The organism is Bacillus multifaciens (assembly GCF_030756675.1).
GTDB lineage: Bacteria > Bacillota > Bacilli > Bacillales > Bacillaceae_G > Bacillus_A > Bacillus_A multifaciens.
Map to the genome: position 1 here is coordinate 159,817 of NZ_JAVBXD010000001.1, position 19,656 is coordinate 179,472.

Annotated in this window: 19 protein-coding genes and 1 pseudogene; 2 read left to right on the top strand and 18 right to left on the bottom strand. The window is 37.1% G+C overall.

The features are described from left to right. Nucleotides 1–69: 69 nt before the first annotated feature. Nucleotides 70–2,142, bottom strand: coding sequence for a sigma 54-interacting transcriptional regulator (locus tag Q9306_RS00905; RefSeq protein WP_306194304.1), 2,073 nt, complete (start codon nt 2,140–2,142; stop codon nt 70–72). Nucleotides 2,143–2,280: 138 nt separating this feature from the next. Between Q9306_RS00905 and Q9306_RS00910 the strand changes: the two genes are divergently transcribed. Beyond that, the gene (locus tag Q9306_RS00910) at nt 2,281–2,514 is read left to right on the top strand and encodes a DUF2627 domain-containing protein (protein WP_306194305.1); all 234 of its coding nucleotides are present in this window, start codon (nt 2,281–2,283) and stop codon (nt 2,512–2,514) included. Nucleotides 2,515–2,634: 120 nt separating this feature from the next. On the opposite strand, the gene Q9306_RS00915 is transcribed toward Q9306_RS00910, so the two are convergent. Further along, the gene (locus Q9306_RS00915) at nt 2,635–3,363 is read right to left on the bottom strand and encodes a glycerophosphodiester phosphodiesterase (RefSeq protein WP_306194307.1); all 729 of its coding nucleotides are present in this window, start codon (nt 3,361–3,363) and stop codon (nt 2,635–2,637) included. A gap of 347 nt (nt 3,364–3,710) precedes the next feature. Between Q9306_RS00915 and Q9306_RS00920 the strand changes: the two genes are divergently transcribed. Next, a complete protein-coding gene (locus Q9306_RS00920) occupies nt 3,711–3,857 on the top strand; it encodes a YycC family protein (RefSeq protein WP_081904752.1) in 147 nt (48 codons plus the stop codon). Nucleotides 3,858–3,973: 116 nt separating this feature from the next. Here Q9306_RS00920 and Q9306_RS24765 read toward each other — a convergent pair. The 16 genes and pseudogenes from Q9306_RS24765 to accB form a co-directional block, all read right to left on the bottom strand. Next, nucleotides 3,974–4,102, bottom strand: a pseudogene (locus Q9306_RS24765) (pre-toxin TG domain-containing protein); the annotation flags it as partial. A gap of 82 nt (nt 4,103–4,184) precedes the next feature. Continuing rightward, the gene (locus Q9306_RS00925; protein WP_306194309.1) at nt 4,185–4,358 is read right to left on the bottom strand and encodes an integrase; all 174 of its coding nucleotides are present in this window, start codon (nt 4,356–4,358) and stop codon (nt 4,185–4,187) included. A 69-nt stretch (nt 4,359–4,427) separates the two neighbouring features. Beyond that, the gene (spo0A, locus tag Q9306_RS00930) at nt 4,428–5,222 is read right to left on the bottom strand and encodes a sporulation transcription factor Spo0A (RefSeq protein WP_306194311.1); all 795 of its coding nucleotides are present in this window, start codon (nt 5,220–5,222) and stop codon (nt 4,428–4,430) included. A gap of 346 nt (nt 5,223–5,568) precedes the next feature. Continuing rightward, complete coding sequence (spoIVB, locus tag Q9306_RS00935) at nt 5,569–6,870, bottom strand: SpoIVB peptidase (protein ID WP_306194313.1); 1,302 nt, start codon at nt 6,868–6,870, stop codon at nt 5,569–5,571. A 119-nt stretch (nt 6,871–6,989) separates the two neighbouring features. Further along, nucleotides 6,990–8,729, bottom strand: a complete 1,740-nt coding sequence (recN, locus tag Q9306_RS00940; protein WP_306194315.1) for a DNA repair protein RecN — start codon at nt 8,727–8,729, stop codon at nt 6,990–6,992. A 279-nt stretch (nt 8,730–9,008) separates the two neighbouring features. Beyond that, nucleotides 9,009–9,458: an arginine repressor ArgR gene (gene argR, locus Q9306_RS00945; protein ID WP_028411221.1), complete on the bottom strand. Its 450-nt coding sequence runs from the start codon at nt 9,456–9,458 to the stop codon at nt 9,009–9,011. Between the two features lie 155 nt (nt 9,459–9,613). Next, entirely contained in the window at nt 9,614–10,453 is an 840-nt protein-coding gene (locus tag Q9306_RS00950) for a TlyA family RNA methyltransferase (RefSeq protein ID WP_306194320.1), read from the bottom strand. A 3-nt stretch (nt 10,454–10,456) separates the two neighbouring features. Continuing rightward, nucleotides 10,457–12,349, bottom strand: coding sequence for a 1-deoxy-D-xylulose-5-phosphate synthase (dxs, locus tag Q9306_RS00955; RefSeq protein WP_306194323.1), 1,893 nt, complete (start codon nt 12,347–12,349; stop codon nt 10,457–10,459). A 305-nt stretch (nt 12,350–12,654) separates the two neighbouring features. Beyond that, complete coding sequence (locus Q9306_RS00960; RefSeq protein ID WP_306194325.1) at nt 12,655–13,548, bottom strand: polyprenyl synthetase family protein; 894 nt, start codon at nt 13,546–13,548, stop codon at nt 12,655–12,657. Continuing rightward, a complete protein-coding gene (locus tag Q9306_RS00965; RefSeq protein ID WP_098914750.1) occupies nt 13,548–13,778 on the bottom strand; it encodes an exodeoxyribonuclease VII small subunit in 231 nt (76 codons plus the stop codon). Before Q9306_RS00965 ends, Q9306_RS00960 begins: the two co-directional genes overlap by 1 nt. Continuing rightward, entirely contained in the window at nt 13,768–15,126 is a 1,359-nt protein-coding gene (gene xseA / locus Q9306_RS00970; protein WP_306194329.1) for an exodeoxyribonuclease VII large subunit, read from the bottom strand. Before xseA ends, Q9306_RS00965 begins: the two co-directional genes overlap by 11 nt. Before the next feature lie 27 nt (nt 15,127–15,153). Then, nucleotides 15,154–16,014, bottom strand: a complete 861-nt coding sequence (gene folD, locus Q9306_RS00975) for a bifunctional methylenetetrahydrofolate dehydrogenase/methenyltetrahydrofolate cyclohydrolase FolD (protein WP_306194332.1) — start codon at nt 16,012–16,014, stop codon at nt 15,154–15,156. A 179-nt stretch (nt 16,015–16,193) separates the two neighbouring features. Continuing rightward, a complete protein-coding gene (gene nusB / locus Q9306_RS00980; protein WP_306194334.1) occupies nt 16,194–16,577 on the bottom strand; it encodes a transcription antitermination factor NusB in 384 nt (127 codons plus the stop codon). 345 nt (nt 16,578–16,922) lie between these two features. Then, the gene (locus Q9306_RS00985; RefSeq protein WP_020061574.1) at nt 16,923–17,315 is read right to left on the bottom strand and encodes an Asp23/Gls24 family envelope stress response protein; all 393 of its coding nucleotides are present in this window, start codon (nt 17,313–17,315) and stop codon (nt 16,923–16,925) included. 23 nt (nt 17,316–17,338) lie between these two features. Further along, a complete protein-coding gene (accC, locus tag Q9306_RS00990) occupies nt 17,339–18,691 on the bottom strand; it encodes an acetyl-CoA carboxylase biotin carboxylase subunit (protein ID WP_306194337.1) in 1,353 nt (450 codons plus the stop codon). Between the two features lie 17 nt (nt 18,692–18,708). Beyond that, nucleotides 18,709–19,191, bottom strand: coding sequence for an acetyl-CoA carboxylase biotin carboxyl carrier protein (accB, locus tag Q9306_RS00995; RefSeq protein WP_306194339.1), 483 nt, complete (start codon nt 19,189–19,191; stop codon nt 18,709–18,711). Between the last annotated feature and the right edge of the window lie 465 nt (nt 19,192–19,656).

A 19,656-nucleotide genomic window follows, 5' to 3' on the forward strand; every position in this document is an offset into this window, starting at 1 on the left:
CTACACAAAAAATTCTGTCTATTATCGTCGCATTGCACATACCACGCAAAATATTGCGTGGTATGAAAATTATTGCATGCTATTTTTTGCACACTCGTACTTTTCTAGCTTATAATACAAATTCCGAACCGAAATCCCTAGCGCTTGTGCTGTTTTTGTTTTATTTCCATTAAATCTAGACAAACACTCATGAATAATATTCCCCTCAAATTCAGCCACTAAATCCTCAAGAGGCCTTTCTTCTAATTCAGGAAGTAAATTACTCCCTATAAGTTCATGTTGATCCTCATGATGTAACGGCGGTAAATGATGAACATCAATATACATCTCGTTATAATTCATAAAAATAATTGCTCGCCCTAAAATGTTTTCAAGCTCACGAACATTCCCCGGCCAATCATACGTTTGTAAATACTGCACCGCCGATTCCGTTAACCCCTCAACATTACGTCCATAATCTTGATTAATCTTTTGAATTAATCGCTCAGCAATTTCACCAATATCTTCTTTACGCTGACCAAGTGATGGAATATGAATCGGAATTTTATTTAACCGATAATATAAATCTTCTCGAAAATCACCATCTAAAATTGCCTTTTCTAAATTTACATGCGTTGCAGCAATAACTCGAACATTCATTGGAATTGGCTTCGTACCTCCAACTCTCACGATTTCCTTTTCTTGCAACACACGAAGTAACTTCGCTTGTGTATTCGCAGACAATTCTCCAATTTCATCTAAGAAAATACTCCCATTGTTCGCTTCTTCAAAAAAACCACGTTTCCCCCCGCGGCGCGCTCCAGAAAACGCACCTTCTTCATAACCAAACAGTTCACTCTCCAATAACGATTCAGAAATTGCTGCACAGTTTACCCGAACAAACTTATTGTACTTCCGATTGCTCCCATTATGAATAGCGTGCGCAAACAATTCCTTTCCAGTTCCTGACTCCCCCCGAAGCAGTACCGTCGCCGGCGTATTCGCCCCTAGTTTTGCTTGCTCAACCGCTGCCACAATTCCTTCTGACGTTCCAACAATATCTTCAAATGAATACTTTGCTTCTAACGTACGAATAATTTGTCTTGCTCGATTTAATTCATCTGTTAATTTTTGAATCTCGGATACATCGCGAATTACCCCGACACTTCCCTTTAAAATCCCATCAACAATAACCGGCGCTACATTTACAATAACATCTCTCTTTTTTTGCCCAATCTTCATATGAATACCACGTACTGCCCGGCGCGTCCGCAGCACCTTCATATGCATACTTTCTCCTTCTACAATATCTGTTGTCGCTGGCTTACCAATAATATCTTCTTCTGAAAGACCTGTTAATTTTGTATAAGCTGGATTTATAACAAGCCCTCGCCCTTGTTCATCAACAACAGAAATTGCTTCTTCAGAAGAATGGATAATCGCTTCTAGCAATGTTTGAATTTCCTTTAAATCCGTTACTTCTTCGGCCAAATTTACAATTTCAGTAATATCTTTAAAAACCGCAAACGCCCCTTGTACCTCTCCAATTTCATTTAAAATCGGAATACGCGTTGAAATAATTTTTTTCCCATTATCTAATGTTAATTCTTGATTAATCTCAATTTGTTTCGTACGAATAATCCGAAGCAACTTACTTGTTGGAATCACTTCTAAAATATATTTATTAACAACTTCTTCTCTTTTGTATCCCGTCATCCGTTCCGCACTTTTATTGAACAATAATACATGCCCTTCTTGATCAACAACAATCATACCATCATGCGTCGAATTTAAAATAAGATCTCGCTGCTGCGTTTGATCTCTTAATTTCCCAATCAACATTTCTTTTTCATGCGCAAGCTTTACAACAATATTCGCAACATTCCCCGGGACAAGCAGTACATCCTCTTTTTTCTTCGCTAAAACCTTTTCGTACACACTATAATCATCTGTCATATCAAAGATGACATCAACATCCTCACATATAAACACTTCCCAGTTACTCCCGGTAGAAATATAAAGGCTCTTTGCAAGTTGAATCCCTTTTGCCTTTTCATCAATATCCACAATTGCAACTACTTCAAATATATTCGATTTTTGCAGCAGACCTAGAATTGCACTCCCCCCAGCACCCGCTCCAATAATTAACGCTTTTTGTTTCATATGCTACCAATCCTCCCGCAGCATCTCTGCAAAATTTTTCACACCTCTATCTTACTTCTTCCAAAACCTCTTGACAAACGGACACGAATTGTAACATCATTTTGTATATACTAAATTGTCTGAAAAGGAGTCTTCCTTATGCAACGTTATCTCGCTCTCCTATTAGCAGTTCTCCCTATCTCGCTAGCTGTAGTAGGCATTAAACTGATGAGAGATACTGTCTTTGGTATTCTTTGCTCTCCAATCCCTGCATTGTGGTTACAATTTTTAATTGGAGTACTCTGTTTTGCAATTGGCTTTTACATCTTTGGTGGCTTCGTTTTATATCGCGACCGAAAACGCAATAAAGTACAAGCTCGATTTCGAAAGTAAATCGAAATTTCCATCAGTGGGGATCCACCACTTCTCCCCTTATCTTCTCTTTCAATCCCAAGGAGGGGACTTACTGCAAATAGCGGGATAAAAAAATGAGTCCCTTCATATAGAAAGGACTCATTTTGCACCTTGCAAGATCATTTTTACCCGCTCTGGATAGTCTGTAATAATAGCTGTCACATTCATCTTCAAAAACTTTCTTATCGCTTCCTCATCATTAATTGTATACGGACGCACAAATACACCATTTGCCATCGTTAATTCTACAATTCCATCCGAAATATACCGATAGTTTGGATGGATAGCACTCGCCCCCATCTTTTTCGCATAAGCCCACGGGCTATGCAAGCCTTCCTTGTATAAAATCGCCGTCTCAATATCAGGAGCCATCATATGACACTTTTTCATACTATGATGATTAAAGGAAGATAGAATCACTCGCTCCTCCAGACTATATTTTCGAATAAGAGTAATTACCTCTTCTTCTAAACCATGGTACGGCACCTTATTATTCTTAAATTCAATATTAAGAAAAAGGTTGTTTGTTTTCAGCCACTCTAACACTTCTCCCAACAAAGGAATGGACTGCACACCGACCTTATCATAAAATGTATAACTCGCATCTAGCGCACGTAAATCTGTATATAAAAAATTTCGAACAGCACCTTTTCCATTCGTCGTTCGATTTACCGTCTCATCATGAATAACAACAATTTTGTTATCTTTTGTGAACTGCACATCTAATTCAATCCCATCAGCCCCAAATTTCTCCGCCGCGCGAAAAGAAACCATCGTATTTTCCGGATACGTCCCTGCAGCTCCGCGGTGCCCAAAAATAAGCGTCATCTTCTCACCTCAAATTTCATTTCACTGTAAAAGTTATCCAAAAATCGTTGCAACTTGTAAATTTAGCAATGTTTTTTTCAACTGGCATTTACATAATTATATGAGCACTACTATCGTTGTCTCTACACTAAGGCTTATTTCACTTTATGTTATACTATATGAATCCATTTTAATTTTTCGACATATGGACTGCGGCTACACCGAAGAGCCTGTACCCGCTTTCACTCTTTGTTTCGAAAAGACACTGACCGCTTCTATACATGGTCAGATGCTCTCACCCACCGAAAAAGAATAATTTTATGTCGTTTTTTAATTTGGATTTATATACCAAAAAAGGAGGTACTTCTATGAGACCATTACAACTTTCACCAGAGACAGCTATTAAGTTATCTAAAGCTCTCGGCGTTCCACTTGAACAACTTATGCATATGCCTCAGCATATTTTAATTCAAAAACTTGTTGAATTAGAAAAACAAAATCAAGAGAAAGAATAGGCAGTCCTGTTATGTACAGGGCTTTTCTTATAAGATCCGAAGCTACTTACATATATAACCTTCCATTCATTACGACAATGACCTATAACACTTAAGTATTCTATCCTTGGACTGTTATTTATAGAAAAACTCGTATATGGACTATTGTTTTTTCCACCTTTACGATACCCACCTAAAATATGTTCTGTAACAGTGACCTGTCTTCCTTTAGACATTCCCTCTTTGTTAGATGGTACAAGATTCCCCCCACCTCATTAATATAAGACTTTTTATCCCTTTCACATTCCTTGCAGAACGTAAAAAACCATTAGAACGAAGCTAATTTTTCTAGACTAGCAACCAGGTCAATACTTTGGTGATTAGTATTTCTTTTAATTCCCCTTCTAAATACGTAGCAAACAACTTCAATGTTTGGTCATATGACCGAATTGTTTTCATACTTAAATGCTTTGCATCACAATAGAGTAAAAAGTTTTCAACATTCATCTGAAAGTTATTCATACAACAAAAACCTTCTAGCTATTGGAATAAAAATTTCAATAGCTAGAAGGTTTTTAATTTAACCGGTGATTAACTCGCCTTATGTTCAAGCCTTAACTTATCCGCAACCATCGCAATAAATTCTGAATTCGTCGGCTTTGCTTTTGACATAGATACTGTATAGCCGAATAAAGAAGAAATGGATTCGATATTCCCGCGGCTCCACGCAACTTCAATCGCATGACGAATTGCACGTTCCACACGGCTCGCTGTTGTATTATATTTCTTTGCAATGTCTGGATATAGTACTTTTGTAATTGATCCAAGCAGTTCAATGTCGTTATAGACCATAGAAATCGCTTCGCGCAAATACATATATCCTTTAATATGAGCTGGTACGCCAATTTCATGAATGATACTCGTAATGCTTGCATCTAAATTTTTCGGTTTTCCATCAGACGTTGTTACAGAACGAAAAGCCGATAGCGGTCGTTTAATGGTAGAGCTTGATTTTCCGCTAACTTGACGAATATGACTTGTTAAATTTTCCATATCAAATGGTTTTAAGATAAAATATGACGCCCCCAAATCAACAGCTTTTTTCGTCACATCCTCTTGTCCAAATGCTGTTAACATAATAACATTCGGCTGTTTAAAACGATCAATATGACGCATTTTTTCTAGTACTGCGAGACCATCTAAATGTGGCATAATAATATCGAGAACAAGTACATCCGGTTGTCTCTCTTTTAATAAATTTAAACACTCTTGACCATTATACGCTATCCCAATCACTTCCATATCATCCTGAGCAGCAACATAACTCTCTAACATCGATACAAGTTCTTTATTATCATCCACGAGACACACTTTAATTTTCTCCACACCTTTTCCTCCCTACTAATGGTTTCTCCCGGCATAAAGTATTACCTTCTAGGCTACATGAATTGTTCGACAATTATGTGAAAATCCCCTTTAAAACTTTCTTAAATTCCGAAAAAATCACAAAAAAACATTTTTATCGTCCATTTCTTAGTGTTCTTTTACATATTCCATCATATGATTACAGCTGAATATACATACTCTACTTTTATTTTACAACAAAAAACACCCGTTGCGAAACTTTTGTAACATTTCAACGGCTTTACAAGAAAAATTATTATCAATAATGAGATTTCTTCTTCTCTCTTCCACATTTAAAGGTAACAAAAAAAACAAGCTGAATACAAGTTCAGCTTGCTTTTTTCTGATCTGTATAAATATTAATCCCTGCTTCATGTAGCATCCACTCAATATGAACACCATATCCAGATGTAGGATCATTGACGAATACGTGTGTTACAGCCCCAACTAATTTTCCATCTTGTACAATAGGACTACCACTCATGCCTTGGACGATTCCACCTGTCTTTTCTAACAAGCGTTTATCTGTAATCTTTACAACCATTCCTTTTGTGGCAGGAAATTTTTGCGGAACTGTACTCATAATTTCTATATCGAACGATTCCACTTTGTCTTGATCAATAACTGTCAAAATTTTCGCAGGCCCTTCTTTCACTTGATGAGAAAGGGCAATCGGAAGCGATTCATCCATAATCCCATTTTTCATTTCTGTATTTAATTTACCAAAAATACCAAAGGGACTATTCGTTGTAATATTACCAATAACTTCATGATCTGGTGAAAATCTTGCTAATTTTTCACCAGGATCTCCATTGCTACCACGTTCAATAGATGTTACTGTCGAACGAACAATTTGTCCATCTTCAACTTGAATTGGTTTTTTCGTATCGTTATCAGAAATTACATGACCAAGCGCACCGTATTTCATTGATTCTGGATGAATAAATGTCATTGTTCCAATACCTGCAGCTGAGTCGCGAATGTATAATCCAATTCGATACGACTGTTCTCCACCATCTTTTTGCGGAGTTAATTTTGTTCGAATATATTTTCCATCTCTTAACAAAACAAGATTAAGCGATTCTCCCGTTTTCCCGCTGTTATGAATAAATGGTGCAATATCACTCATTCGTTCAATTGTCTTGCCATTTATTTCAGTAATCATATCCCCTACTTGTACACCTGCAAGCTCACCTGGAGATACTTTTCCTTTTTCTGTTTGAATTAAATGGTGTCCTACAACAAGTACCCCTTTTGCATTTAATTTCACACCAATTGATTGCCCGCCCGGAATTACTTTAAAATCTTTCAGCACTTTCACATTTACTTTTTTCACAGGTAATCCTGCAAGCTCATAAACCATATCAGCTTCACCGCTTTGATGCGCATTTACTGAAATGTTTTTTTCACTAGCACGCCCAGAAGCAATCGTAAATATCGTTTCATCAGTTGATTTTGTTTGAAATACAGGCAAAGAAGATACTTTTGAATCTTGATTTTGAAATATAACAAGTTGCTTTGGAAATGAAATAAACTCACGAATCGGTTTATAACACCCGATAAAAACAAGTGAAACAAGGAGACAGATCCCTATGATTTTTCGAAATTGCTCTAATTTCAATCTTTTCACTCTCCTCGCTCCTAACCCACATTCAGCCAAGCGGCTTCATTATTTAATGTCTCCTTGCTATCATCTCTTTATAACCGGAAGAATTAAGAAATCATTGTTGTTAACAAAAAAGCTACCCATTATTGGATAGCTTCTGCTGCTTGTTTAAAACGATGCGCCTGTGAGAGCAACTCTCTTGCATGCTCTGTCGTTAAGTCCGTAATTTCCACACCAGAAATCATACGAGCAATTTCTGTTACTTTTTCATTTTGACTGAGTACAGTAACAGATGTAACTGTGCGTTCATTCGCAATTTGTTTACGAATAAATAAATGAGCATCTGCCATGGATGCGACTTGTGGTAAATGCGTAATACATAACACTTGCGAATTGACAGAAACACGATAAATTTTTTCTGCAATCGCCTGCGCAACACGCCCGCTTACCCCAGTGTCTACCTCATCGAAAATAACAGAGGCAACTCCTTGATGTTTAGAGAAAATACTCTTTAACGCTAAAATAATACGGGATAATTCCCCTCCCGAAGCTACTTTAGAAAGTGGCTTTAACGGTTCTCCTGGATTCGTGGAAATATAAAATTCTACATTGTCATACCCAACTTGCGTCATTTTGACAGGAGCTCCCTCAACAAGAGGATCGTCAATTGTTCCTTCTTTTTTCTTTATCATTACTTCAAATTTTGTTTTTTCCATGTATAGCTCTTTTAATTCTTGATGAATAGCCGTTGTTAATCGATTCGCAAGATTATGGCGCATATCACTTAGTAACGTCGCCTCTTTCACTATAAGCTGTTCGATTTCTTTTAGTTTCTTTTTCGTCGTTTCAATGTGTACATCTTTATTTTCAATCGTAAATATCTCTTTTTCAATTTCATCCGCATACGCTAAAATCTCTTCTACAGTATTTCCATATTTGCGCTTTAACATACGAATTTCATTTAAACGTGTTTCAATTTCATCTAAACGATTGGGATCATATTCCATCATATCTAACTTTTCGCGGAGCTGATAAGCTACTTCTTCTAATAAATAATAACTATTGGCAATCGCATCGTAGTTCTCTTGATATGCAGTATCCAAATCCGTAATACTCTCCATTTGATTCATTGCATTTCGAACATGATCTAAACCAGAACGTTCTTCTGTTAAAGAACGATATGAATCCCCCAATGCCTTATAAATCTTTTCGAAGTTTGAAATCTTCAATCGTTCTTCTAATAAATTTTGCTCTTCATCTATTTTCAAATCCGCATTTCGAATCTCTTCATGTTGAAATTGAATTAAATCTAGACGATGCGCCATTTGTTGTTCATTCTCTGTTAAAGAGTTCAATTGTTTTTTTAATTGCTCATATTCCCTATACCCATTTTGATACTTTTCTAACTGAACTAAAATATGATCTCCCTCAAAATGATCCAGCATAAATAAATGACGATCTTCATTCATCAAATCCTGCGTTTCATGCTGCCCATGAATATCAACAAGTGTTTTTCCAATTTCCTTTAACGTACTTAATGTAACAAGCTTTCCATTGACGCGGCATACACTTTTTCCATTCACAGAGATATCTCGTTTTAAAATAATCATGCCATCTTCAATTTCAATATCAAGTTCTTCCGCTTTCATAACACAAGGATGCTGTTCATCTTCAATATAAAATAAACCTTCAATTTCAGCTTTATCTGTCCCATAGCGTACAAATTCCGCTGAGCCGCGTCCCCCAACAAGAAGACTAATCGCATCAATAATGATGGATTTCCCTGCGCCCGTTTCACCACTTAAAACCGTGAGCCCTTTTTGAAAAGAAATGTTTAATGATTCTATAATAGCAAAGTTTCTAATCGATAATTCCGATAACAATGCCCCATTCACCTCGTTATTTCATTCACACTCCGCACGGGAGGCTTAAACTATTCACATATACATTCTTCCATTACTTCTTTTTGATGAAGAATATGTTATGTAACCTGCTTCATTGTACCAAACATTTGTTTTTACGGTCAATGTAACAATAATGACATTCCTATCTAGAAATTCACAATTTCACATGCTATTCTGAGATTTTTATGCCTCTATAACAAAAATATCTTGTCTACTTTTTACTCTTTTGAGTAAAAAAGCAAACAAGATTCTTTTTTGTTACAGCATATTTAAAAAGCGATTCGATACAACCCCTGTATCTTCAGGTGTACGACAAATAATTAAACACGTATCATCACCGCAAATTGTGCCAATGATTTCATCCCATTCTAAATGATCAATCAGCGCACCGAGAGCATGTGCATTACCCGGCAATGTCTTTAACACAAGCATATGCCCAGCTGTATCTAATTTAACAAACGAATCAACAAGATTGCGTTTTAATTTTTGAAGTGGGTTAAAACGTTGATCAGCTGGTAAGCTATATTTATAGCGTCCATCATGAAGCGGTACCTTTACTAAATGTAATTCTTTAATATCTCGCGATACCGTCGCTTGTGTTACATTAAAACCTTCATTACGTAAAATATCCACTAGCTCGTCTTGTGTTTCAATTTCTTTATTTGCTATAATTTCTCGAATTTTAATATGGCGCTGCCCTTTATTCATATTTTTGCACCTCGCACTATCTCTTACCGTAGTTTTACCATAGTTATACTTCACTTATTTATGTTAACGCATAATCGGCTACTTGTACATAATTGTTTTTACAATCGTTATACAATTCTAACTTTCTATATGAGCAAAAAGAGGAACAACAATTGTTATTCCTCTTTTCCTTTTTGCTTCAAGGCTTCGTGAGCTTCCGTCACAACTTCCTCCGCTCGAACCGGAGATTGATTTTCCCCTTGTTCACGCTCACCATACCATTTTAAATGTATTAAAAATTCAATGTTTCCATCTCCACCTGTAATTGGAGAAAATGTTAAGTTTTGAACATCGTACCCTTCTGCTAGCGCAAAATCGACAATCATTTCTATAACTGCTTCATGTACTTTACGGTCTCGAACAATTCCCTTTTTCCCGACTTGCTCCCGTCCAGCTTCAAATTGCGGCTTAATAAGCGCTGCAACATCCCCACCAGGTGTTAACATCGTTTTCAATACAGGTAAAATTAATTTTAAAGATATAAATGATACATCAATGCTTGCGAATTGTGGTAAGCCTTTCTGCAAATCAGCAGGTGTTACATAACGAAAATTCGTCCGTTCCATTACGACAACACGCTCGTCCTGTCTTAATTTCCATGCAAGTTGGTTGTACCCTACATCTAAAGCGTATGATAGCTTTGCACCATTTTGCAAAGCACAATCCGTAAATCCACCCGTTGATGAACCAATATCCAGCATAACCTTATCTTGCAAATCTATATGAAACGTCTCTAACGCCTTTTCTAACTTATATCCACCACGGCTTACATAGCGCATTACTTGTCCTTTTAATGTTAGCTCTGTATCTTGCGGTATTTTTTCACCAGGTTTATCTAAACGCATCTCATTTGCATATACAAGACCTGCCATAACGGCACGCTTTGCTTTTTCTCTTGTTTCAACAAGTCCTCGTTCTACTAATAGTACATCTACTCGTTCTTTTTTTCCGCTCATTTGTTACGCCCTTTTTTGTTTTAATGGAATCATTGTACAAATACGTTCAACAACATCTTCTGTTGTTAAACCAATTTCTTCAAGAAGCTTAGAAACGCTACCGTGTTCGATGAAATGATCTGGAATACCCATACACTCAATTAGCGCATTATGATATCCATGTTCACTAGCAAACTCTAACACACCAGAACCAAATCCTCCAATTAAGCACGCCTCTTCAATTGTTAAAATCGGCATATTCTTTCCTAATAGTTCATGCAAGTATGCTTCGTCCATCGGCTTAATAAAACGAGCATTTACAACCTTTACAGAAATCCCTTTCTTTTCAAGTGACTCTGCTGCTTCCATGGCCATCGGAATTGTCGTACCAAATGTTAGAATCGCCGCTTGTGATCCTTCGCGAAGTGTTTCCCATGTACCGATCGGAATTTCTTTAAACTCTTCATCCATAGGCACACCAAGTCCATTTCCACGTGCGAAACGAAGTGCAATTGGTCCATCTTCGTAATTGATTGCTGTATATACCATATGTTGACCTTCATTTTCATCTTTCGGCATCATCAAAACAATATTTGGAAGATGACGTAAAAATGCAATATCAAATATACCTTGATGTGTTTCTCCGTCAGCTCCTACTAATCCCGCTCGATCAATCCCAAAAAAGACATTTAAATTTTGACGACATACGTCGTGAACAACTTGATCATAAGCGCGTTGTAAAAATGTAGAATAGATCGCTAAAAACGGCTTCATGCCCTGCGTTGCTAAACCAGCTGCCATTGTTACCGCATGTTGTTCAGCAATCCCTACATCAAACATACGATTCGGAAATTCTTTTGCGAATTTTTCAAGCTTTGATCCAACCGGCATTGCTGGCGTCACAGCAACGATACGCTGATCATTCTTCGCTAATTTACGAACTGCTTCACTAACAACTGAACTCCATGCCGGTGCAGCTTCTTTCGGCTTCACAAAATCACCAGACTCAATTTTGTACGGTCCTGTACCATGCCAAGTTCCAATTACATCACTTTCAGCTGGCTTATAGCCTTTTCCTTTTTTCGTAATGACATGAACAAGAACAGGGCCTTTCGTTTTCTTGGCGTATTGAAGATTTTCAAATAAACTTTCATAATCATGCCCATCAACAGGCCCTAAATAGGTGAAGCCTAATTCTTCAAAAAACACACCCGAAACAAGTAAATATTTCAAGCTATCTTTTACTTTTTCGGCAGTTGCAGCTACTTTACCACCGACAGCTGGAATTTTCTTTAATAAGTACTCTAGCTCATCTTTTACCCACTGATATTTCCCTGCTGTACGTAAACGTCCAAGTACGTTATGCAATGCACCAACGTTTGGTGCAATCGACATTTCATTATCATTTAAAATAACTGTCATATCTGTTTGTTCATGTCCAATATGATTAAGCGCTTCAAGCGCCATGCCACCTGTTAATGCACCATCACCAATAATAGGAACAATGTACTCTTTCGTTTTCTTTAAGTCACGAGCAAGCGCCATTCCCATGGCAGCAGATAAGGAAGTAGAGCTATGTCCTGTTTCCCATACATCATGTTCACTTTCACAACGCTTCGGAAAACCACATAAACCCTTATATTGTCTTAATGTGCCAAATTCCTTTGCACGCCCCGTTAAAATTTTATGTACATAGGATTGATGTCCTACATCCCATAAAAATTTATCTCTTGGACTATCGAATACTTTATGCAAAGCAATTGTGAGTTCTACTACACCTAGATTTGGAGCAATATGTCCACCTGTTTGAGAAAGCTCTTCAATCAAAAACTTTCGAATATCTTCGCTTAATGCTTCTAGTTCGCTTATAGACATATCCTTCAAAAAACTAGGATTTTGAATTTGCGTCAGATCCACCAGGATCACTCACTTTCGTTTCATAATCTGTCATCTTGTCAACTACTATACATCCGTAAAATATAGTTGCACTTAATTGTATTACAAAAATCAAGCATATTCTTTATTTTATCCCGCTATTCGTGGGCAGTAAGACCCCCACTGATGGAAGTTTCACTTTATACGATGAAAAAAGAGCCGCTAACACAAAGTGATAACGGCAATGTAATCTACGTATATTTTTGCCAAAAAAAGAAAAGAAAAACCTTTGTCTACATTTATACCATAAAATCTTAAATGGCTCAACAAATGAAAACATTCTTATACTAGTGGTTGCGCTTTGCAATTAAATCACAAATTACTAACAAATATTCATCTTGTAATTGTAAAGAAGAAATAGCCTCTTTTGCTTTCGTAATTGTTTCTTCTAAAATTTGCTTCGCTTCCTCTACTGTAAATAACGTTGTATATGTACTTTTTTCATTTGTCATATCGCTTCCGACCGGTTTCCCAATCTCTTCTTCTATTCCTTCTACATCTAGAATATCATCACGAATTTGAAAAGCAAGTCCGACATACTTCGCAAAGGCAAGTAGTTTTTCTTGTTGCATAGCCGTAGCTCCTGATAATAACGCGCCAGCTAATACGGCAAATTCTAATAAACGTCCGGTTTTATTCTTATGAATATATTCTAACTCACGAAGGTTTAATTGCTTTCCTTCCGCTTCCATATCCGCAACTTGTCCACCAACCATTCCTTCTGGTCCTGCTGCTTTAGCGAGTTCTAGTGCGATGCGTAGTTTTGTTTCAGAAGTAATTTCTTTATTGTCTTGCTCTGTTACAACTTGGAATGCATACGTTAACAACCCGTCACCAGCTAGTACTGCCATCGCCTCACCAAACACTTTATGATTTGTTGGTTTCCCGCGGCGTAAGTCATCATCATCCATACAAGGTAAATCATCATGAATTAAAGAATATGTATGAATCATTTCTAATGCGCAAGCTGTACCTATCCCTAATTCTCTATCTTTTCCAAACGCTTGCAGCGTCGCAAATAAAAGTAACGGACGGAGACGCTTTCCGCCCGCTTCTAATGAATACATCATGGCCTCACGAAGTACCCTTGGACATTGTAAGGCATTTGCGTAACGCACAAGATTTTCTTCTACTAATGCTTTACTTTCTTTCATAAAAGCATCAAAAGTTAAATGCGTCATTATACTTCCTCTCCTAAAGTAGAAAACGGACGCAGTTCACCATTTTCACCAAGTATGACAGCCATTTGTTCTTGCACATCTTTTAATTTTTCATCGCACAGTTTAGAAAGTTCCATACCTTCTTTGAAATACGAAATTGCTTCTTCAAGCGGAACATCACCTTGTTCGAGCTTGGAAACAATTTGTTCAAGCTTTGCAATCGCCTCTTCAAAGCTCACTTTATTTTCCATCGCCTAGTTCACGCTCCTCTATTCCCCATACATTACAGTCTAGTACACCATCTTGAATATGCACTGTAACTTCATCTCCAAGCTCAATTTCTTTTATGCTTTTTAGGACCTGTTTCTCATTATTATAAACAAGACCGTAGCCTCGCATCATCACTCTAAGCGGACTTAACGTTTCTAACTTCTCTATCGCTCTTGTAAAAGCAAACTCTTTTCCTTGCAATAGAGACTGCATTTCACGTTGCAATTGCTTTTGCAATGTGTCTAACGTAAGCTTCGTTTGTTCAATTTTTTGCGCGGGATGATGCTTACCTAAATAAAATGACAATTGTTGAAGTTGATTCGTCTTCTTTTCTATGTATCGCTCTTTCGTTTGTATCAACTTATCAATTGTACGATCCAATTGTTCTTCCTTTTGCTCATACAATTGCTTTGGATAGCGAAACGCATATGATTTTTGTAATGCTTGCAAATGTTCCTGCTTAGAGTTCAACATCTCACGCATCACTCGCGTCAAGCGAAGTGTACGCTGCATCACTTTTTCTTCTAATTCAAGAATGTGAGGAACTGCCAGTTCAGCTGCCGCTGTTGGCGTTGGAGCTCTTAAGTCCGCAACAAAATCTGCAATTGTAAAATCTGTTTCATGGCCCACAGCAGAAATGATTGGGATTTGACTCGCAAAAATTGCCCGGGCTACTGTTTCTTCATTAAACGCCCATAGTTCTTCTATTGAGCCTCCGCCGCGCCCAACAATTAACACATCGATAGCATGCATTTCATTCGCCTTTTCGATAGCTTGTACAATTGAGGGAGCTGCAAACTCCCCTTGTACTAGTACTGGAAATACAATTACTTTTCCAATCGGATAACGGCGGGCAATTGTCGTCATAATATCACGAATTGCCGCACCCGTTGGTGAGGTTATCACACCAATTGTTGTTGGATAAGCAGGAATTGTTCGTTTATATACTTGTGAGAACAGCCCTTCTTCTTCTAAACGAGTTTTTAATTGCTCATACGCTAAATGAAGATTCCCTACTCCATCTGGCTGCATATCTTGAATATAGATTTGGTATGAACCACTTGCTTCATAAACAGATATTTTACCTTTTACAAGTACTTTCATCCCGTCTTCTGGTCTGAACTTTATATTGCGATTATGACTCGCAAACATAACCGCAGCAATTCTTGCATTTTCATCTTTTAATGTGAAATACATATGACCGCGGCTATGATATTTAAAATTTGAAATTTCTCCTTTTAACCAAACAGACTGTAGATGAGGGTCATACTCTATTTTAGTTTTCATATAACGAGTTAACGCTGTAACGGTTAAATATTGCTTTTCCATCTCTCTCACCTCATAGCCGCCATGCAATTATTTACAAACAACACCTGCGCGCTGTGCAGATAATACTGTATTTTCTAATAGCATTGTAATCGTCATTGGGCCTACACCTTTCGGTACTGGTGTAATGTGACTTGCAACGTTTAAGACATCGTCGAAATCAACATCACCGCATAGTTTTCCTGTTTCTAAACGGTTTACTCCGACATCAATTACAACTGCGCCTTCTTTTACGTAATCAGCTGTTACCATTTTCGCTCTTCCAACTGCAACAATTAAAATATCCGCTAACTTCGTTAATTCTTTTATATTCGCTGTTTTTGAATGACAATACGTCACTGTTGCATTCTCATTTAAAAACAGTTGTCCTACTGGTTTTCCAACAATATTACTTCGTCCGATAACAACAACGTGTTTCCCTGTAATATCAAGGTTTGTTTCTTTTACTAGTTCTAAAATACCGTGCGGCGTACATGGAAGGAACGTATCTTGTCCTGTCATCATACGACCAATACTAATTGGGTGGAAACCATCCACATCTTTCTCAGGAGAAATTTTTTCAATGATAGCTTTCTCTTCAATATGGTTTGGCAACGGTAATTGCACTAAAATACCATGAATACGATCATCATTATTTAAACGGTCAATTTCCGCTAATAAACGATCTTGTGTAATGGAATCTGGAAATGTAATTAACTCAGAATAAATCCCAACTTGTTCGCAGCCTTTTTCTTTCCCTTTTACATACGAATGAGAAGCCGGATCGTCCCCGACTAAAATAACAGCTAGCCCTGGTACAATTCCTTGTTTTTTTAGTTCTGCAACTTTCTCTTTTAACTGTGCTCTCTTTTTCTCTGCTACTTCATTTCCTTTGATGATTACTGCTACCATATCAAAATTCCCCCTTTAAAAATGACAAAGCTACTTTTTCTCCCGCTCTAACGGGCAGTATAGCTTCCACATTAACATTCTAAAAATGAAAGAATAAAGATGAAAGATAACTGCCCGTAAAAGCTCAATCAGTAAGAGCTTTCTTAAGCTATGATGAAACTTCCACGCCCAAGAAAGTTTTACTGTATGCTAGATAAAACGCCGTTAATAAAACGACGAGATTCCTCATCCCCATATGCTTTTGCAATTTCAATTGCCTCATTAATAGTTACGTTATGTGGAATATCTTCCATGTACTTCATTTCATACACAGCAATTCGTAAAATACTGCGGTCAACAATGCTAATGCGTTCTAATTTCCACTTTTTTAAATTTTGACGAATGAGCTCATCAATTGCTTCTTTATGCTCCACACATCCGCAGACAAGTGCTTCTAAAAATTCATTTGTATTTTCGCCTTCTTCAAGTGTGTTTTCTACTGCTGCTTTCGGATTGTAGTCTCCTGTAATATCCATTTGATAGAGTGCCTGCATCGCTCTTTCTCTAGCCGTCCTACGTTTCATTGTAACTCTCCTTTGTGCTTCAAGTCTTTCTTATGTTTTGTTATATTATTATAATTTATAAGCCATCGAATTACTTATTCTTTATAATTTTTGCCCAGCTTTCAATCTTATAATACAATGATAATACCACAATTTATCGTTTCATACACGAGTTCCCTAACGGAAAAATAATAAAAAGATTAACTTCAAGTTCCATATCATACCACAATGTACGTTATTTCCAAAAACACAAGTTTACATTTATTATTTTTTCATTTTTTTAAATAATATAATATCTTTCTGTTTAAACATGAAGAATACAGACGATAAAAAAGGTGCCTGAATTACAAGGCACCTTTTTCAGTATTACACTGGCTCGATTTCTGTCTTTGGTGTCTCAAATGTTACACCAACGATATGAACGTTTATTTCTTTCGGTTCAAGGCCTGTCATTGTAAACAGCGCTTGACGAATATTATCTTGAATGTTTTGTGCAACAACTGGAATTGCTACACCAAAGTACATTAATACGTATACATCAACGATAATATCATCATTTGCTAATTCTACTTTTACGCCTTTTCCATGATTTTTCTTTCCTAACTTCTCAACAACATCCGTTGCAAAGTTACCACGCATTGCTGCTACACCTTCTACTTCAGAAGCAGCAATACCTGCGATTACTTCAATTACTTCCGGTGCGATTTCTACTTTCCCAAGAGTTGTATCTTGTCCCATGTCTAACATATGTTCAGCCATGAAAAAAACCTCCTTTAAATGTATCAGTGCGCCGTTAAATCATGCTGTTCTAAAAACTTCGTATTAAATTCACCTTGTACAAATTCAGGGTGGTCAAGAAGTTGTAAATGAAACGGGATCGTCGTATGTACACCCTCAATGACGAATTCACTTAACGCTCGTTTCATTTTCGCAATTGCTTCTTCACGTGTTTTCCCATAAACAATAAGCTTTGCAACCATCGAATCGTAATAAGGCGGAATCGTATACCCAGGATATACAGCTGAATCGACGCGAATACCGAATCCTCCTGGCGGTAAATACATTTCTACCTTTCCTGGAGATGGCATAAAGTTTTTGGCAGGGTTTTCCGCATTAATTCGGCACTCAATTGCCCAACCGTTAAATTGTACTTCTTCTTGCTGTAGTGATAACTGCTCTCCTGATGCGACACGAATTTGCTCTTTAATAAGGTCTACTCCTGTTACCATTTCAGTTACAGGATGCTCAACTTGAATTCGCGTATTCATTTCCATGAAATAGAAATTTTTCGTTTTATATTCGTAAATAAACTCAACTGTGCCAGCGCCTGTATAATCTACTGCTGCTGCTGCTTTTACTGCTGCTGCTCCCATTTGTTGACGGATAGTAGCATCTAAAGCTGGAGATGGTGACTCTTCTAACAATTTTTGCAAACGACGCTGAATTGTACAATCACGCTCTCCTAAATGAATGACGTTACCATGATTATCTGCCATCACTTGAATTTCTACATGACGGAAATCTTCAACATACTTTTCTAAGTATACACCAGGGTTTCCAAAAGCGGTACTTGCTTCTTGCTGTGTAATTTGAATTCCTTTTACAAGCTCTTCTTCTGTACGTGCAACGCGAATTCCCTTTCCGCCGCCGCCCGCTGTTGCTTTAATAATAACAGGATATCCAATATTCTCCGCAAGTGCTACTGCTTCTTCGATATTTTTAATAATGCCTTGTGAACCCGGTACAATCGGAACCCCTGCTTCCTTCATTGTATCACGTGCAACGTCTTTTGTGCCCATTTTTGAAATAGCTTCTGGACTTGGACCGATAAAAATCAAGTTACATTCACGGCAAAGCTCTGCAAAATCAGCATTTTCAGCTAAAAATCCATATCCAGGGTGAATTGCATCACAACCTGTTAATTTTGCAACGCTAATAATATTTGTTAAGTTTAAATAACTTTCCTTTGATACGGTTGGACCAACGCAGTATGCTTCATCCGCAATTTGTACATGAAGCGCTTCTTTATCTGCTTCAGAATAAATTGCAACTGTTTCAATATTCATTTCTTTGCAAGCACGAATAATTCGTACCGCAATTTCCCCACGGTTCGCAATTAATACTTTTTTAATCATGATTCCAGACTCCCTTATTATGCTTTTACAAGAAATAGCGGTTGTCCATATTCAACAAGCTGACCGTTATTCACAAGAATTTCAACGATTTCTCCATTCACTTCCGCTTCAATTTCATTAAAGAGTTTCATTGCTTCTACGATACAAACAATTTTCCCTTCTGTTACGCGATCTCCTACATTTACATATGCCGAGGCATCTGGTGATGGAGATGCATAGAACGTTCCAACCATCGGAGAAGTAATTTTTAATAAGTTCTCATCTTGTAATGCTTGTTTCTCTTCTTGCTTTGGAGCTTCAACTTGAGCTGGTGCAGCAACTACTTCTTGCGCTACAGCTTGTACAGCTTTTTGCACTGCTGTGGCAGGCTGTACAGCAATTACTTCATTACCACGTTTTTTCATCTTAATTGTCGTACCATCTTTTTTGTATTCGAATTCATCAATATTAGAATCATCAATTAACTTAATTAACTCACGAACTTCTTGAATTTTAAACATGTAAAATCCACTCCTATATACTTGTTTTTCCTGTTGTAACAGCTCAAATCATTAATCAGTAATACGACTTACTTAATGAGCTAAAACAGTCCATCATAAATTTCTTCTCGTACTGTTAATGAAAAACTACTATGAAGTTTCATACTATATAAATACAAGTTGAAAAACCTATATAAAGACCACTTTTTTAATTAGGCAAGAGCACCTGGCCATGCATAGAGGCGGTCAGATCCCTTTCCTGCCACGTGCAATATGAAAACAAAGAGAAAAGACAAGTGCTGGTTACTTTTGTTTTACATTACAGTGACTTATTATGTTGGAAAATCAAAATGTATTTATATATATACTCATCTTACGATAAATATTTTTAACATTCCAATTTTATTTCCTCTGTATGATGTATGAAAATTCCTGTGAAAATAACAGTATGCCATTTTACTACCTAGTAATAATACCAAGTTTCAC

Coding starts and splice junctions, on each gene's coding strand:
- Q9306_RS00905 (WP_306194304.1), bottom strand. CDS start 2,142: ATGAAACAAAAAGCGTTAATTATTGGAGCGGGTGCTGGGGGGAGTGCA.
- Q9306_RS00910 (WP_306194305.1), top strand. CDS start 2,281: ATGCAACGTTATCTCGCTCTCCTATTAGCAGTTCTCCCTATCTCGCTA.
- Q9306_RS00915 (WP_306194307.1), bottom strand. CDS start 3,363: ATGACGCTTATTTTTGGGCACCGCGGAGCTGCAGGGACGTATCCGGAA.
- Q9306_RS00920 (WP_081904752.1), top strand. CDS start 3,711: ATGAGACCATTACAACTTTCACCAGAGACAGCTATTAAGTTATCTAAA.
- Q9306_RS00925 (WP_306194309.1), bottom strand. CDS start 4,358: ATGAATAACTTTCAGATGAATGTTGAAAACTTTTTACTCTATTGTGAT.
- argR (WP_028411221.1), bottom strand. CDS start 9,458: ATGAATAAAGGGCAGCGCCATATTAAAATTCGAGAAATTATAGCAAAT.
- Q9306_RS00950 (WP_306194320.1), bottom strand. CDS start 10,453: ATGAGCGGAAAAAAAGAACGAGTAGATGTACTATTAGTAGAACGAGGA.
- Q9306_RS00960 (WP_306194325.1), bottom strand. CDS start 13,548: ATGACGCATTTAACTTTTGATGCTTTTATGAAAGAAAGTAAAGCATTA.
- Q9306_RS00965 (WP_098914750.1), bottom strand. CDS start 13,778: ATGGAAAATAAAGTGAGCTTTGAAGAGGCGATTGCAAAGCTTGAACAA.
- xseA (WP_306194329.1), bottom strand. CDS start 15,126: ATGGAAAAGCAATATTTAACCGTTACAGCGTTAACTCGTTATATGAAA.
- folD (WP_306194332.1), bottom strand. CDS start 16,014: ATGGTAGCAGTAATCATCAAAGGAAATGAAGTAGCAGAGAAAAAGAGA.
- nusB (WP_306194334.1), bottom strand. CDS start 16,577: ATGAAACGTAGGACGGCTAGAGAAAGAGCGATGCAGGCACTCTATCAA.
- Q9306_RS00985 (WP_020061574.1), bottom strand. CDS start 17,315: ATGGCTGAACATATGTTAGACATGGGACAAGATACAACTCTTGGGAAA.
- accC (WP_306194337.1), bottom strand. CDS start 18,691: ATGATTAAAAAAGTATTAATTGCGAACCGTGGGGAAATTGCGGTACGA.
- accB (WP_306194339.1), bottom strand. CDS start 19,191: ATGTTTAAAATTCAAGAAGTTCGTGAGTTAATTAAGTTAATTGATGAT.